The 15,160-nt window shown below is 71.1% G+C and carries 11 protein-coding genes; all 11 read right to left on the bottom strand.

The features are described from left to right. Positions 1 to 31 precede the first annotated feature (31 nt). Positions 32 to 1,555 carry a UDP-N-acetylmuramate--L-alanine ligase gene (murC, locus tag ABZ420_RS33250; protein ID WP_357131327.1) on the bottom strand — a complete coding sequence of 508 codons (1,524 nt, stop codon included), beginning with the start codon at positions 1,553 to 1,555 and terminating at the stop codon, positions 32 to 34. Then, complete coding sequence (gene murG / locus ABZ420_RS33245) at positions 1,552 to 2,658, bottom strand: undecaprenyldiphospho-muramoylpentapeptide beta-N-acetylglucosaminyltransferase (protein WP_357131324.1); 1,107 nt, start codon at positions 2,656 to 2,658, stop codon at positions 1,552 to 1,554. Before murG ends, murC begins: the two co-directional genes overlap by 4 nt. Next, positions 2,655 to 4,061 carry a putative lipid II flippase FtsW gene (ftsW, locus tag ABZ420_RS33240; RefSeq protein WP_040865940.1) on the bottom strand — a complete coding sequence of 469 codons (1,407 nt, stop codon included), beginning with the start codon at positions 4,059 to 4,061 and terminating at the stop codon, positions 2,655 to 2,657. Before ftsW ends, murG begins: the two co-directional genes overlap by 4 nt. A gap of 237 nt (positions 4,062 to 4,298) precedes the next feature. Further along, on the bottom strand, positions 4,299 to 5,756 hold the full coding sequence (gene murD, locus ABZ420_RS33235) for a UDP-N-acetylmuramoyl-L-alanine--D-glutamate ligase (protein WP_357131372.1): 1,458 nt from the start codon (positions 5,754 to 5,756) through the stop codon (positions 4,299 to 4,301). Between the two features lie 47 nt (positions 5,757 to 5,803). After that, positions 5,804 to 6,880, bottom strand: a complete 1,077-nt coding sequence (gene mraY, locus ABZ420_RS33230) for a phospho-N-acetylmuramoyl-pentapeptide-transferase (RefSeq protein ID WP_062977371.1) — start codon at positions 6,878 to 6,880, stop codon at positions 5,804 to 5,806. Beyond that, positions 6,877 to 8,415 (bottom strand): UDP-N-acetylmuramoyl-tripeptide--D-alanyl-D-alanine ligase, encoded by a 1,539-nt coding sequence (murF, locus tag ABZ420_RS33225; protein WP_357131322.1) that lies wholly within the window; start codon positions 8,413 to 8,415, stop codon positions 6,877 to 6,879. The genes mraY and murF overlap by 4 nt, the downstream gene beginning before the upstream one ends. Beyond that, positions 8,412 to 9,995, bottom strand: a complete 1,584-nt coding sequence (locus ABZ420_RS33220) for a UDP-N-acetylmuramoyl-L-alanyl-D-glutamate--2,6-diaminopimelate ligase (protein WP_357131319.1) — start codon at positions 9,993 to 9,995, stop codon at positions 8,412 to 8,414. Before ABZ420_RS33220 ends, murF begins: the two co-directional genes overlap by 4 nt. A gap of 305 nt (positions 9,996 to 10,300) precedes the next feature. Then, positions 10,301 to 12,064, bottom strand: a complete 1,764-nt coding sequence (locus tag ABZ420_RS33215; protein WP_357131369.1) for a penicillin-binding protein 2 — start codon at positions 12,062 to 12,064, stop codon at positions 10,301 to 10,303. Between the two features lie 131 nt (positions 12,065 to 12,195). After that, entirely contained in the window at positions 12,196 to 12,987 is a 792-nt protein-coding gene (locus tag ABZ420_RS33210) for a hypothetical protein (RefSeq protein WP_357131316.1), read from the bottom strand. Positions 12,988 to 13,114: 127 nt separating this feature from the next. Further along, a complete protein-coding gene (gene rsmH, locus ABZ420_RS33205) occupies positions 13,115 to 14,089 on the bottom strand; it encodes a 16S rRNA (cytosine(1402)-N(4))-methyltransferase RsmH (protein ID WP_357131313.1) in 975 nt (324 codons plus the stop codon). 186 nt (positions 14,090 to 14,275) lie between these two features. Next, positions 14,276 to 14,707 carry a division/cell wall cluster transcriptional repressor MraZ gene (mraZ, locus tag ABZ420_RS33200; RefSeq protein WP_039797118.1) on the bottom strand — a complete coding sequence of 144 codons (432 nt, stop codon included), beginning with the start codon at positions 14,705 to 14,707 and terminating at the stop codon, positions 14,276 to 14,278. Positions 14,708 to 15,160: the final 453 nt, after the last annotated feature.

Here is a 15,160-nt window from a genome sequence, read left to right as displayed (position 1 = left end):
CGCGCGCCGAGTCGACCCCGCGCACGCCGGGTCACCGTCCGTGCTGGGGACGCGCCCGTAATCCGTCGAGAATCTGGCTGCCCAGCATCGTGACGTCACCGGCGCCCATGGTGATCACCACGTCGCCCGGCAACGCCAGCCCCGCGACCTGGCGCCCGACCCGGGACATATCCGGCTGGTAGTGCACCGGTTTCGTCACCGACTGCGCGACCAGCGCACCGTTCACGCCGGGCAGCGGCTTCTCCCGCGCGCCGTAGACGTCGAGCACGACGACCTCGTCGGCCAGGCTGAGCGCGGCGCCGAAGTCCTGCGCGAAGGTCGCGGTCCGGCTGTAGAGGTGCGGCTGGAAGACCACGATCACCCGGCCCTGCCTGGACCGGGCTCCGTCGCGCGCCTCCTGCTGCACCAGTTCGGCGGCGGCGCCGAGCACCGCGCGCACCTCGGTGGGGTGATGGGCGTAGTCGTCGAACACCCGCACGCCGTTCTCCCGCCCGGCGAACTGGAACCGGCGATGCACACCCCCGAACCCCTCCAGGCCCTGGATGATCTCCCCCACCTCGGCGCCGGCGGCCCGGGCGGCGAGCAGGGCGCCGAGCGCGTTGAGCGCCATGTGCCTGCCCGGCACCGCCAGGCGCAGCGCGCGCGGCGCGGCCTCCTCGGCGAGCTGGAACTGCGCGATGCCGCCGACGTCGCGCGGCTCCCAGCTGTGCAACCGGGCGCCCACCGGCACCGGCGCGTCCGCGAGGTCGCCGGAGCCGTAGCCGAGGACTTGGACGTTCCGCTCGGCCAAGCGCTCGCCGACCCGCTCGGCCAGCGCCCGCGAGCCAGGATCGTCCAGGCACACCACCAGCAGGCCGCCCGCGGCGAGCCGGTCGGCGAAATCGTCGAAGACCTGAACGTAGGCCTCGTCGGAGCCGAAGAAGTCCAGATGATCGGACTCGATGTTGGTGACCACGGCGACGTCCGGGTCGTATTGCAGCAGCGAGCCGTCGCTCTCGTCGGCCTCGGCCACGAAGATGTCGCCGGTGCCGTGGTGGGCGTTGGTGCCCGCCTCGTTCAGCTCACCGCCCACCGCGAACGACGGGTCGACCCCGCAGTGCTGCAACGACACGATGAGCATCGAGGTGGTGGAGGTCTTGCCGTGCGTGCCGGAGACGAGCAGGGTGCGATGCCCTCGCATCAGCGACGCCAGCACCGTGGGGCGCAGCAGTACCGGGATCTCGCGCCGGTTGGCCTCGACCAGCTCCGGATTGGTCTTCGGGATGGCCGCGTACGTGGTGACCACGGCGGTCGGGCCGCCGGGTAGCAGGTCCAAGGCGGTGGCGTCGTGCCCGATCCGCACCTGCGCGCCGCGCGCGCGCAGCGCGAGCACGCCACGGCTCTCCTTGGCGTCCGATCCCGACACCGCGCCGCCGCGGGCGAGCAGGATCCGCGCGATGCCGGACATCCCGGCCCCGCCGATCCCGACCATGTGCACGCGTTCCAGCTCCGGGGGCAGCCCTGTCCGTTCGGTGACGGCGTCCGGGGTGGCCTGGTCGGCGGTGGTGTCGCTCATCGGCGCGCCACCTCCATCGCGATCCGCGCCACCTCGTCGGCGGCGTCGCGGTGCCCGGCGCCTGCGGCGGCCCGGCCCATCTCGATCAGCCGTGCGGGGTCCATGAGCAGCGGAATCACCTCATCGATCACGTACTTCGGCGTCAACTCGGAATCGGGGACAATTCTGCCACCGCCCTGGCGCACCACGGGCCGGGCGTTGAGCTCCTGCTCCCCGTTGCCATGCGGGAGCGGCACGTAGAACGCGGGCAGCCCCACCGCGGAGACCTCCGCGACGGTCATCGCGCCCGATCGGCAGACCACCGCGTCGGCGGCGGCGTAGGCGAGGTCCATCCGGGACAGGTACGGCACCGCCGCGTACCGCACACCGTCCGCACCGGCCGAATCGTCCACCTCCAGCGTGTTCTTCGGGCCGTGCGCGTGCAGCACCGAGATACCCGCGGCGGCGAGCTGGGGCGCGGCGCCGGAGACCGCCTCGTTCAGGGTTCGCGCGCCCTGCGAACCGCCGAAGACCAGCAGCACCGGTCCTTCGGCCGGCAGGCCGAAGTGCACCCGCGCCTCGGCTCGCAATGCGGCGCGGTCCAATCCGGTGATCGATTCCCGCACGGGGATGCCCACCACGCGCGCGTCCGGCAGACCCGAGTCAGGGACCGCCGCCAGCACCCGCGCCGCGCGCCGGGCGCCGACCTTGTTCGCGATACCGGCCTTGGCGTTCGCCTCGTGCACCACCACCGGAACCGGCCGCCTGCGGCGCAGCACGCCCGCGCCCGCGGCGAGATACGCCGGCAGCGCCACGTAGCCGCCGAATCCGATGATCACGTCGGCCTCGACCGCGTCGATGACCGCCCGGGTCGCGGCCACCGAGGCGCGTACCCGTCCGGGCAACCGCAGCAGATCGGCGGTGGGCTTACGCGGCAGCGGGACCGGAGGGATGAGCTCGAGCGGATAGCCGCGTTCGGGGACCAAGCGGGTCTCCAGCCCGCGTTCGGTGCCCAGTGCCGTCACCCGGATCGAATCGTCGAGCCGCCGCAACGCGTCCGCCACCGCCAGTGCCGGTTCGATGTGGCCCGCCGTGCCGCCGCCCGCGACGATTACCGAGATCACCTAGATCTTCCCCGTTCTCTTGCGTGATTGACCGGATAACTGGGTTCCCAAGCCCTGGTGGCGCGCGCCGAGCTGGTGCCGCGGCTCTCCGGCGAGCGGCGCCGCGGCGGTTCCGCGCTGTACCGCCCGCCCCGCCCCCGCGGAAGCGCGGACGGTCCGCGGTCGGCCTGCCTGGGCGCCCGGCCGCGGCGGGCCGAACTCGCCCGGGCCGGTGCGTACACCTCGGGTTTGGGCAACCGCAACAGCCTACTGAAACGACCGTCCTGTCCGGCGTGCAGCGCCGCGACGGCCTCCGGCTCGTGTCGAGCGGCGTTGGCGATGAGCCCGAACATGAGCAGGGTGATCGCGAGCGATGAGCCACCCGCCGACACCAGCGGCAGCTGCAGTCCGGTGACCGGCAGCAGACCCACCACGTACCCGATGTTGATCATGGCTTGCCCGGCGATCCACGTTGTCGCGGCGGCGGTCAGCAGTTGCAGGAACGGATCCGCCGACCGGCTGGCGATGCGCAGGCCCGTGTAGACGAACAAGGCGAACAGTCCGAGCACCAGCGCGCAGCCGAGGAAGCCCAGTTCTTCGCCGATGATCGCGAAGATGAAGTCGTTGTGCGCGTTCGGCAAGTAGCTCCACTTGGCCCGGCTCTGCCCGAGCCCTCTGCCCCAGATCCCCCCGTCGGCCAGGGAATACAGCGCTTGCCGGGCTTGGTAATTGTCGCCTTGCGGATCGGAACCCGGGTTGAAGAAGGACCGGACCCGATTCGACCGGTATCCGGCGGACATCGCGAGCACGCCCGCGGCCACGACGCCGGAGACCGCGATCGTCACGAACAACCGGACCGGTAGGCCGCCGAACCACAGCAGGGCGCCGAGGATGATCCCGACCGCGACCGTGGTGCTGAGGTTCGGCTGGACCACGATCAGCAGACACACCAGCACACCCGCCGGGACCAGCGGAACCAGGATGTCGCGCAGACCCGAACCGATCGCGCGCCGGGAAACCAGCAGGTGAGCACCCCAGACGATCAGCGTCACCTTCACGACTTCGGACGGCTGCACCGAGACCGGGCCGAGGATCAGCCACCGGCGGGCGCCCTGCACGCGGGTGCCGATACCGGGAACGAGGACGAGCACCAGCGCCAGCACCGACATCGCGAACAGCGGGAACGACGCTTGGCGTAACAGGCGCAGCGGAACCCGCAGGGCCAGATAGAACAGGACTGCGCCGATCGCCGCGAACAGGGTCTGCTGGATGAACAGCGAGTATGCCGACCCGCCTTCCGCGTATTCCACGACTCCGGACGCCGACAGGACCATGACGAGTCCCAGGGCGGTCAGCAGTGTCGCGATGGTAACGACGAGGTGGAACGACGCGAGCGGGCGTGCCAGCCACGCCGCGGGCCCCATACCCGAAGCCCGGCTCCGTTGTGGCTGCGCGCCGGTCTTCTTGGTGCCCGCTTTCGCTGTCGACCGCGTGCCGTTACCTTTACGCACCATGCGCCCCCCGGTTCACCCTCGGTCGTAACCGGAGCGGCGTCGGGATATCTCGGCTCCGAAAGCGATGCGGCGGGGAACCCGCTGGTCCGCGAAGGTGGTTCGACCGACCGGAGTGGGCGTCCGGATCACACCCGCCCCGGTCGGCGGTCACCGCAAACCTCCGTTGTCGGTGGTTCCCAGGTCACGTTCTTCCAGGGTGTGCACCGCCGCGGCGAAGCTGCGACCCCGATGCGTGTAATCGGCGAACATGTCCAGCGACGCGGCGGCCGGAGCCAGCAGCACGGTGTCGCCGCGGCGGGCGAACCCGGCGGCCGCTCGCACGGCGCGCGCCATGACGGCGTCGGCCGCGGCGGTTCTCGACGCTTCGTCACCCATCCCTGCATCGTCTCCCGCGATCAGCTCGACCACCGGGACCTCGGGCGCGTGTCGCGCCAACGCGGCCGCGATCACCGGCGCGTCGGTGCCGATCAGCACGGCCGCGACCAGGCGGTCGGCGACCTCCTCGACGAGGTCCTCGACGTGCGCGCCCTTCAGCTGGCCGCCCGCCACCCAGACCACCTGCGGATGCGCCAGGATCGAGCAGCGCGCGGCATGCGGATTGGTCGCCTTCGAATCGTCGACGAACTCGACGCCGGCCAGCTCGCGCACGGACGCGGCACGGTGCGGGCCGACCTTGTGCTCGATCAAGCCCTCCCGGACGAACTGCGGCGCGATGTCGATCGCCCTCGTCAGCGCGGAGGCGGCGAGTGCGTCGGCGACGCCGGCGGGCCCGGGCGGGCTGATGTCGCCCACCTCGGCCAGGATCGCGGCCTTGGTGAACGCGCGGTCGAGCAGCTTGCCGTCCACCACGCCCAGTTCACCGTCGGCGGGCACCCCCACCCGGAAACCAACGGTCCGGCGCGCCTTGGACTTGCGAGCCAGCGAAGCCGCGACCGGATCGTCCAGGCCGACCACACCGACCCGGCCGACCAGCGCCCTGGCCTTGGCGGCGGCGTAGGCGTCCAGGCCGCCGTGCCAATCCAGGTGATCCTCGGCCACGTTGAGCACCACGCCCGCCTCCGGGCGCACCGACGGCGCCCAGTGCAGCTGGAACGACGAAAGCTCGACCGCGAGCACCTGTGGACCGGGGTTGCGCCGCAACGCGTCCAGGATGGGAAGGCCGATGTTGCCGCAGGCGACGCTGGCGATACCGGCGGCGCGCAGGATGGCGTGGGTCATCTGGGTTGTGGTGGTCTTGCCGTTGGTGCCGGTGACGACCAGCCACTTGCGCACCGGGCCGTAGATCCTGGCCTGGTCGACCCACCAGGCGAACTCCACGTCACCCCACACCGGCGTGCCCTCGGACACGGCGGAGGCCAGCACCGGCGAGTCCGGCCGCCAGCCCGGGCTGGTGATCACCAGCGCGAACCGGCTCCAGTCGGTGTTCTCCAGCTCCGCGGCGGTGGCCACGTCCAGCCCGAGCTCGGCCGCCTCGGCCAGCGCCGCGGCGCCGCCGTCGGTGACCACCGGGCGCGCGCCGATGTCGCGCAGCGGTTCGACCAGCGAGCGTCCCGAGACTCCCCAGCCCGCGACCAGGACGTCACGGCCGCGCAGGAATTCCAGCATGGGCCCGGGTGAGCGCAAGGCCCGCGGGGAATGTTCGACCATCTCGTTCACCCGACCGCGGAGAGGTATTCGCTGTAGAACAGCCCGAGCCCGACGGCGGAGGCCATCGCGGCCAGGAGCCAGAACCTGATGATCACCGTCGTCTCGGCCCATTTGCTGAGTTCGAAGTGATGGTGGAACGGCGCCATCTTGAACAACCGGTTGCGCGTCGTGCGGAACACCGCGACCTGCAACACCACCGAGGCGGTCTCGGCGACGAACAGCGCGCCGATCACGATCATCAGCAGCTCGGTGCGGGTGGTGATGGACAGGCCCGCCAGCAGGCCGCCGAGCGCGAGCGAACCGGTGTCGCCCATGAAGATCTTGGCGGGGGCGGCGTTCCACCAGAGGAACCCGACGCACGCCGCCGCGCCCGCGGCGCAGACCAGGGCGAGGTCCAGCGGATCGCGCACGTTGTAGCAGCCGGTCTCGGGCTTGGTCTCGCAGGCGTGGTAGTACTGCCAGAACGTGATGATCACGTAGCCGCCCAGCACCAGGCTCATCGATCCGGCGGCCAGCCCGTCGAGTCCGTCGGTGAGGTTCACCGCGTTCGACCAGGCGACGACCACGAAGCAGACGAAGACCAGGAACACGACCACGCCCATGGTCACCGTGCTGATGTCGCGCACGTAGGACAGGTGCCTGCTGGCGGGGGTCAGCCCGCTCCCGCCGCGGAACTGCAAGGCGAGAATGCCGAAGATCACGGCCGCGGACAGCTGGCCGAGATACTTGCCCGCCGCGGTCAGACCCAGGTTGCGTTGCTTGCGGATCTTGATGAAGTCGTCGACGAAACCCACCGCGCCGAGCGCCGTGGCCAGGCCGAGCACCAGCAGCGCCGACGCCGACGGCCCATCGGCGTCGTAGCCGATGCCGATCAGGTGGGAGCCGAGGTAACCGGCCCACATGCCGACCAGGATGGCGACGCCGCCCATCGTCGGGGTGCCGCGCTTGGCCTGGTGGCTGGCGGGACCGTCGACCCGGATCTCCTGCCCGAAGCCCTGCTTGGCGAACAAGCGGATGAGCAGCGGCGTCAGCAGGATCGAGACCGTCAGCGCGATCGCCGCGGCGAAGAGAATTTGTCTCATCCTGCTGCCTCCGTGTCCTGTCCCGCCCCGTTGTCCGCCGCGCCGCCGCGTGCGGTCACAGCGCCCGGGTCGGTCAGATGCTCGGCGACCTCCCAGAGGCCGACCGACTTCGATGCCTTGACCAGCACCACGTCGCCGGGGGTGACTTCCTTGTCCAGCAGTGCGATCGCCGCCTCGATGTCGGGTACGAGGATCGATTCCTCACCCCAGGACCCTTCCATCACCGCGCCTTGGTGCAGCGCGCGGGCGGGCCTTCCGGTGCCGACGACGACCACCCGGCTGACGTCCAGCCGCACCGCGAGCCGTCCGATGGCGTCGTGCTCGATGACGGATTCCTCGCCGAGCTCGCCCATCTCGCCGAGCACCGCCCAGCTGCGCCGCGGCGTGCCTGCCGCGCGGGCCATGCTCACCAGCGCTTTGAGCGCGGCGCGGACCGAATCCGGATTGGCGTTGTAGGAGTCGTTGACGACCGTGATCCCGTCCGCGGTGGTCCGCACGTCCATCCGGCGGGCGGACGCGGCGCGCGCACCGGACAGCGCCGCGGTGACGGTGTCGAGGTCCGCGCCGCATTCCAGCGCGACCGCGATCGCCGACAGCGCGTTGCCCACCTGGTGCTCGCCGTGCACGGCCAGGCGCACCTGGGCACTGCCCACGGGCGTGTGCACGGTGAACTCGGCCCTGGCCTGGTCGTCGAGCCGGATGTCGGTGGCCCGCACCTCGGCGTTCGCGGCCCGGCCGACGGTCACCACCCGCGCCGACGTGCGCGAGGCCATCGCGGCGACCTGCGGATCGTCGGCGTTGAGCACGGCCAGCCCGGTCGGCGGCAACGCCTCGACCAGCTCGCCCTTGGTCTTCGCGATCGCCTCACGGCTGCCGAACTCGCCCAGATGCGCGGTGCCGACGTTGAGCACCACGCCGATGCTCGGTGGCGCCACCTCGGCCAGCGCGGCGATGTGCCCCGGCCCGCGCGCGGACAGCTCGAGCACCAGGAAGCGGGTGCCCGCGTCGGCGCGCAACGCGGTCCACGGGTGGCCGAGTTCGTTGTTGAACGAACCCGGCGGTGCCACCACCGTGCCCAGCGGCGCCAGGACGGCGGCCAGCAGGTCCTTGGTGGAGGTCTTGCCGGACGAGCCGGTGACGCCCACGACGGTGAGTCCGCCCTCGGCGGCCAGACGCGACACGCTGGCGCGGGCCAGCGCGGCGAGGGCGGTCAGCACGGCGGCACCCGAACCATCCGAATCATGGCTGAGCGCAACCGAACTCGACGGCACGGCGCCGCGGGCGGGAGTGACGACGATGGCAGGCACGCCCACCGGACGCGCAGCAAGCACCGCCACCGCCCCCGCGGCGATCGCCGCCTCCGCGTAGTCGTGGCCGTCGGAGCGCTCGCCCGGCAGCGCCAGGAACAGATCGCCGGAACCGATTCGACGCGAATCGAATTCGACCGCACCGGTCACTCGCACCTCCGGGTCTGCGACGTCGTGCAGCGTGCCGCCGACGACGTCCGCGATGTCCCGCAGTGTCATCTCGATCATGAAACCGTCAAGTCCTCCGCGTGGTTTCCTTGCGGACTGCGTCTTTCCAAGACGGCCGCGAGTACATCGCGGTCGTCGAACGGGTGTTTCACGCCCTGGATCTCCTGCCCTGCCTCATGTCCCTTGCCCGCGATCAGCACCGCGTCACCGGGGCGCGCCCATGCCACCGCGGCCGCGATCGCTTCCGCCCGGTCACCGATCTCCCGCACCTCGCCGCGTTCGGCCGCCGGGACCTCCAGCGCACCGGAGCACACGGCGGCGCGGATGGCCGCCGGATCCTCGGTGCGCGGGTTGTCGTCGGTGACGATCAGCAGGTCGGCGCCGCGCGCGCCCGCGGCGCCCATCAGCGGCCGCTTCGCCGCGTCCCGATCGCCGCCCGCGCCGACCACCACCGCGAGCCGTCCCGCGGTATCCGACGCGAGATGCCCGCGCAGCGTGGCGATCACGGACTCCAGCGCCGCGGGCTTGTGCGCGTAGTCGACGATCGCCAGGAAGTCCTGCCCGCGCTCCACCCGCTGCATCCGCCCGGGCACGTCCACGGTCCCCAACGCGGGCGCCGCGACCGACGGCTCGACGCCCGCCGCGGCGCACACCGCCACCGCGAGCAGGCCGTTGGCGACGTTGTAGTGGCCGGGAAGCCGCAGGCGCACGGGAATTTCCCCGTGCGGACCCGCCGCGGTGAAGTCTTGTTCGCCGCCGTGCGCCGACACCGCCCCGGCGACGCTCCAGGCGGCGGTCCGGGTGGTCGACACGGTGACGGGGTTCGCCAGACCGGCGGCCAGCCGCCGCCCCCACTCGTCGTCCACGCAGACCACGGCGGCGCGCGCCGCGACCGGCGAATCCGGTTCGAACAGCTTGCGTTTGGCGGCGAAGTAGTCCTCGAAGTCGGCGTGGAAGTCGAGGTGGTCCTGGGACAGGTTGGTGAACGCGCCCACCGCGAAACGCACCCCGTCCACCCGGCCCAGCGTCAGCGCGTGGCTGGACACCTCCATCACCACCGCGTCCACGCCCTGCTCGACCATCAGCGCGAACATCGCGTGCAACTGCGGCGCCTCGGGGGTGGTCAGCGCGCTGGGCACCCGCCTGCCGCCGATCCTGGTCTCGATGGTGCCGATCAGCGCGGTGGACAGCCCCGCGGCGGCCAGACCCGCCTCCACCAGATAGGAGGTGGTGGTCTTGCCCGAGGTCCCGGTGATCCCGACGATGCGCAACCGCTCGGACGGATTGCCGTAGATCGTCGCCGACAGCTCGCCGAGTACGGCCCTGGGGTTCTCCCGCACCAGCACCGGCACCCCGAGCGGCCCGGCCAGCTCCGCGCCCGCCGCGTCGGTCAGCACCGCGACCGCGCCCTGGGCGACCGCGTCCCGCGCGAAACGCGCGCCGTGCGCGCGGGCGCCGGGCAGCGCGGCGAACAGGTCACCGGGGAGCACCGCGTCCGAGCGCTGCTCGATGCCGGTGACCGATACGCCGTGTACAGCCGATTCGGGGCTCGTCGCGGCCCCGATGACGGCGGCCAGCGACGCCAGCGGCGTTGACGGCGAATGCTCTGGCCGCAATGCGCGCGGTTGACCGGACTGCACAGAAACCAGGCTCCTTTCGGGGGCGGTGATCGACGTGTCAGGTTACCGGCGACCGGTGACGGCGGGACCATGCGCCCCATCGCAAACCCGGGGAGGTCGCCCACCGCACCCTACGGGTTCGCCCACCCGGTCCGGACCGCGCCACGCGGCGCCCGGACGCCACCGGGTGAGGACGCGGCGCGCACGGCGGTCCGCCGCGTGCCCTCGCTCCTCGAACACCGCACTCACCTGCTGTTTCCTCCGCACAGATCCGATGTCTTCGCTACCGCTCGCACACCCCGGTCACACCGGGCCGGGAAGCTCGATCACCCCGCCTGCAGGACGAATTGCCTGGACGGCTGCGTGGACGGCGGAATACGGTCGCGCTGCAACGCCCAGGAGGCGATGTTGTGGAACAGCGGAGCGACCGAGCCGCCGCCGGAGCCGTCGGAACTGCGGACGGGCGCGTCGAGCATGAGCCCGATCACGTACCGCGGATTCTCCGCGGGGACCATGCCCGCGAACGTGATCCAGAACGACGACGTGGAGTAGCACCGGCAATTCCGGTCCACCTTCTGCGCGGTACCGGTCTTGCCCGCCACCTGGTAGCCGGTGATGGCCGCCGGCCATCCGGTGCCGTTCTGGTTGGCGTTCATCGGGTCACGCTGCACCACCGCCTGGAACATCGTCCGCAACGTGGCGGCGGTCTGCTTGCTCACCACCCGCACGCCGTCCGGCTGGGTCTCCTCGGTCCGGGTGCCGTCCGGCGCGATCTTCGCCCGCACGATCCGGGGCGGGATGCGGACGCCGTCGTTGGCGATCGCCTGGTACATGCCGGCCATCTGCAGCGTCGTCATCGAAAGGCCCTGCCCGATCGGGAGATTCGCGAAGGTGCCGCCGGACCACTGATCGCGGTCGGGCATCAGGCCCGCGCTCTCGCCCGGCAGGCCGATGCCCGTGCGCTGGCCGAGCCCGAACCGGTGCGCCATGTCGGCGAAGTGGTCCTCGCCCACGCGCTGCGCGAGCATCAGCGTGCCCACATTGGAGGACCTGCCGAAAATGCCCGTGGTCGTATAGGGCTCGACGCCGTGCGTCCAGGCGTCGTGCACGGTGACGCCCGCCATCTGGATGGCGCCGGGCACCTGATGCACCTCGTCCGGATCGGTCAGGCCGTATTCGATGGCCGCGGCGGCCGTGACGATCTTGTTCACCGAGCCCGGCTCGAACACGTCCGTCACCGACGGGTTGCTCAGCTGGGCATTGGCCCACTTCTGCGGGCCGAGGCCGGGGTTGAAGGTGTTGTCGTTGGCCATCGCCAGGACCTGCCCGGTCTTGGCGTCCAAGACGACGGCCGAAGCGGAACCCGCACCGGACACGTCCTTGGCCTGCTGCACCTGCTGCTGCACGTAGTACTGCAGATCCGAGTCCAGGGTGAGTTCGACGGCGGACCCGTTGACCGCGGGCTGTTCGTCACGCCAGCTGCCAGGGATGACCGCGCCGTCGGAACCGCGATCGTAGGTGTGCGATCCGTCCGTGCCTGCCAGCGCCGAGTCCAGCGAGGACTCGAGCCCGACCTGCCCGTGGCCGTCCCAGCCCACGGCGCCGACGACGTTCGCCGCCAGCGACCCGCCGGGATACACCCGGGGGCTCTGCTGGTCGGAGCCCACTTGCGGGAACTTCTCGGTGATCTCGTCCGCGATCCGGGGATCCACGTTCTGGGCGAGGAATACGAATTGCTCGTCACTGTTCAGCTTCGCGAGCAGGTCCGCTTCCGTGGGCGCGTCTTTGCCGAGTTTCTCGTGGATGGTGCGCGCGATGTCGCGCAACCGCTGGTCCGGATCGGGCGCCTTGTCGTTTTTGGCCTTGGCGTTCGCCAGCTCTTTGCGGACGGCGACCGGCCGGAAGTGCAGGGCTTTGGCCGAGACGGTGAAGGCCAGCGCCTTGCCGTTGCGGTCGTTGATCGGACCACGGATCGCCGGGTCGGGCTGATGGGTGGTGCGCTGGCTGGCCGCCTGGGCGGACAGTCCGGGCGCGGCGACGCTCTGCACCCACAGCAATTGCATCGTGACCACCGCGAGCGCGACGAGCATGACCACCCGGCCGACGCCGAGGCGCAACCGGAGCGGACCGTCCGGGACAGCTTTGGTCGAGGGCCGCTGCCTGCCCGCGGCGCGCGGCGCCGCAGGCCCACGTCGCCGACGCGGCGCGGGCCTGGGGTGCGTCACTGCGGCGCTCCGTCGGGCGCCGGTTCCGGCGCGAGCGCTGCTTCCGGCTGCGGCGAAGCCGCTTCCACGGGCTGCTGGGGCGCAGCGGCCTGCGGCGCAGCGGGCGGTTCGGGCTGCGGCGGTACGACCGCCGCGGGCGACGTCGGCACCGGGCCTGCCGGGGCGGGCGCCGCGTTCACCTGAGCGTTGTTCTGCGGCCCGCTGTTCGGACGGCCCGGCACCGGGGCACCGGGCGTGGTGGTGACCGGAACCACCCGCTCCCCCTGTGGCGAGCGCGCCGAAGGCCCGGCGTTCAGCGGCGGAACCGGAGTGCCCTGGGCCGGGGTGGGCTTGCCGATCACCGTGACCGAACCGTCCGGCCCGATCAACAGGCGGGCCGGGTCCTTGGCGGGGATCATCCCCAACTCCCGCGCGCGCAGCGCCAGTTCCGGGGCCGAATCGGCGACCTCGACCTCGCGCTGCAGCGCCGCGCGCTCGTCGGCAAGCCGCCGATTCGTCGCCCGCGCGTCACCGAGCTGATAGCTGTCCTCGGCGGCACGGGTGGTCAGCAGCAAGGTGAGCGCTAGGCCGCAGCCGAGCAGAACGAGGATGGCCGTGACGAACGGGATGCGCGCGGCCATCGCCGAGCGCCGCACGGTGGGCAGAAACATGGTGTCCGAACCGGTTTCGGCGCGCATGCGCCGCTTCGCGTAGGCGCGCTGCGCCGCGCCGGATTTCACCCGCTCGGCATCCTGAACCCGGCGGGCGACCCGGCTCGGCGCTTCGACGGTCCGCGTCCGCACGCTCATCGATTCCCCTCCTGTGTCCTCCCGGGACGCCGGACCAGCACAGCGCGCCGCTGTCTCATCCGGCCTCCGACATCGCTGCGGGACATCCGCACCCGACCGGCGCGACGCGGCGCCGGGCACTGCTCGATCACCGCGCCTCCTGGATCCGCTCGACGGCGCGCATGCGTACCGGCGCCGCCCGCGGGTTGTCTTCGATCTCCTGCTCGGTCGCCTTCTCCGCTCCGCGGGTCAGCATCCGGAACTCCGGTCCCATGCCGGGGAGCTCGACCGGCAGGTCCACCGGTGTCCTCGACGCGGTGTGCGCGACGAACTCGTGCTTGACCACCTTGTCCTCCAGTGACTGGTAGGACATGACGACGATGCGGCCGCCCACGCGCAGCGCGGCGAGCGCGGCGGGCAGCGCGGCTCGCAACGAGTCGAGTTCTCCGTTGACCTCCACCCGCAGCGCTTGGAAGGTGCGCTTGGCGGGATGCCCGCCGGTGCGGCGTGTCGCGGCGGGGATCGTGGCGTACAGCAGCTCCACCAGCTCCGCGCTGGTGCTGAACGGTTTGATCCGGCGGCGGCGGATCACCTCGGAGGCGATCCGGCCTGCGAAGCGTTCCTCGCCGTAGGTCTTCAGCACCCGGGCCAGGTCGCCGTGGCTGTAGGTGTTCAGCACGTCGGCGGCGGTGAGTCCGCTGGTCGGGTCCATACGCATGTCCAGCGGGGCGTCCACGGAATAGGCGAAGCCGCGATCGGCCTCGTCCAGCTGCATCGAGGAGACGCCGAGGTCCATCAGGATCGCCGAGACCGAACCGATGGCAGACAGGCCTGCCTCCGACAGCGCGTCGGCGATACCGTCATAGCGGGTGTGCACCAGCGTGATTCGATCCGCGAACGGCGCGAGCCGCTCACCGGCCAGTTTCAGGGCGTTGGTGTCGCGGTCGAGACCGACCAGGTGGATGTCCGGGTAGGTGCTCAGGAAGTGCTCGGCGTGACCGCCGAGACCGAGCGTCGCGTCGACGTAGACCGCGCCGGGCTCGGCCAAGGCCGGACCGAGCAGCGCGTCGGCTCGCTCGAGCAGAACCGGAACATGGCGGGGACCGCGCTGTTCACGGTTCACCTCGACCTCCCGGAGTCCTGCCTCGCGTCGTCGCGCACCGCCACACGGGTCGCCTTGATACAGAGTGCTTTCGATACGGATTACGAATGCCCCGGGGTCTCTGACCGAACTCCGGCACCTGGCGTCGGGGAAGTACGTCAGGGTCCGCGTCCGGGCAGAGACCGCGTGGCACTCGTGCGCCCGCGGCTAGAAGATTCCGCCCAGCGACTCGTCTCTGGCTTGCGAAAAGTCCTCCTCGTGCTCGGCGAGGTAGGACTCCCACGCCTGCTTGTCCCAAATCTCCAGGAAGTCGACCGAACCGATCACCACGCAATCCCTTTGCAGGTTGGCGTAGCGACGATGGTCGGCGGACAACACGATCCGGCCCTGCGCGTCCGGACGTTGCTCGTCCGTTCCGGCCGCGAGTGCCCGGACGAACGCACGGGCCTGCGGGTTGCTTCGAGACGCGGCCGCGGCCCGCCGGGCGAGCGCGGTGAACTCCTCTTTCGGGTACACGGCAAGGCTGTGGTCCTGCCCCTTCGTGACCATCAACCCTCCCGCCAGATCGTCTCGAAACTTCGCAGGCAACGTGAGTCGCCCTTTGTCGTCCAAGCGAGGTGTATAGGTACCGAGAAACAACTCGATACCTCCCTAACGATCACCTCGATGGTCGGCCCTTCAGTACTGCGCGCTCCACATTACCCCACTTTCCCCCACTTTCAATCGAAACAGGCGGTGATCTGGCTCCCGACCCAGACGATTACGCAGGTCACCCCAGCTATCACCGCCGTGGAGAACTTTTGCGAGTTCTGCCGACACGCGCCGCCCCCCGGGACAAACGCCCGAAAACACCCAGCAAACGCCCTGAAGCCCCCTGCGAGGGGGCGTGGTGGGGGAAGTTTGTGGGGAGGTGTGGGGGAAGGGGGAAGTCCGGTTCGAAGATCATCCGTGCGGGGATCGGACACACACGCGAACCGGCGACGCCGCACCATCGCGGCCGTTGGTCACGAACGCGATCGACATGCCGAGATCCGGGTCCGCGTACGCGCCGGAGCCGCCCACGCCGTAGTGGCCGAACGCATGCCGCGGCTG

The sequence above is a fragment of the Nocardia sp. NPDC005745 genome, assembly GCF_040630775.1.
Classification (GTDB): Bacteria; Actinomycetota; Actinomycetes; order Mycobacteriales; family Mycobacteriaceae; genus Nocardia.
This window is presented reverse-complemented; position numbering and strand designations above follow the sequence as displayed.

Coding starts and splice junctions, on each gene's coding strand:
- murC (WP_357131327.1), bottom strand. CDS start 1,555: ATGAGCGACACCACCGCCGACCAGGCCACCCCGGACGCCGTCACCGAA.
- ftsW (WP_040865940.1), bottom strand. CDS start 4,061: ATGGGGCCCGCGGCGTGGCTGGCACGCCCGCTCGCGTCGTTCCACCTC.
- murD (WP_357131372.1), bottom strand. CDS start 5,756: ATGCTGGAATTCCTGCGCGGCCGTGACGTCCTGGTCGCGGGCTGGGGA.
- mraY (WP_062977371.1), bottom strand. CDS start 6,880: ATGAGACAAATTCTCTTCGCCGCGGCGATCGCGCTGACGGTCTCGATC.
- murF (WP_357131322.1), bottom strand. CDS start 8,415: ATGATCGAGATGACACTGCGGGACATCGCGGACGTCGTCGGCGGCACG.
- ABZ420_RS33215 (WP_357131369.1), bottom strand. CDS start 12,064: ATGCTCGTCGCGCTCGCGGTGGTCACGATGCAATTGCTGTGGGTGCAG.
- ABZ420_RS33210 (WP_357131316.1), bottom strand. CDS start 12,987: ATGAGCGTGCGGACGCGGACCGTCGAAGCGCCGAGCCGGGTCGCCCGC.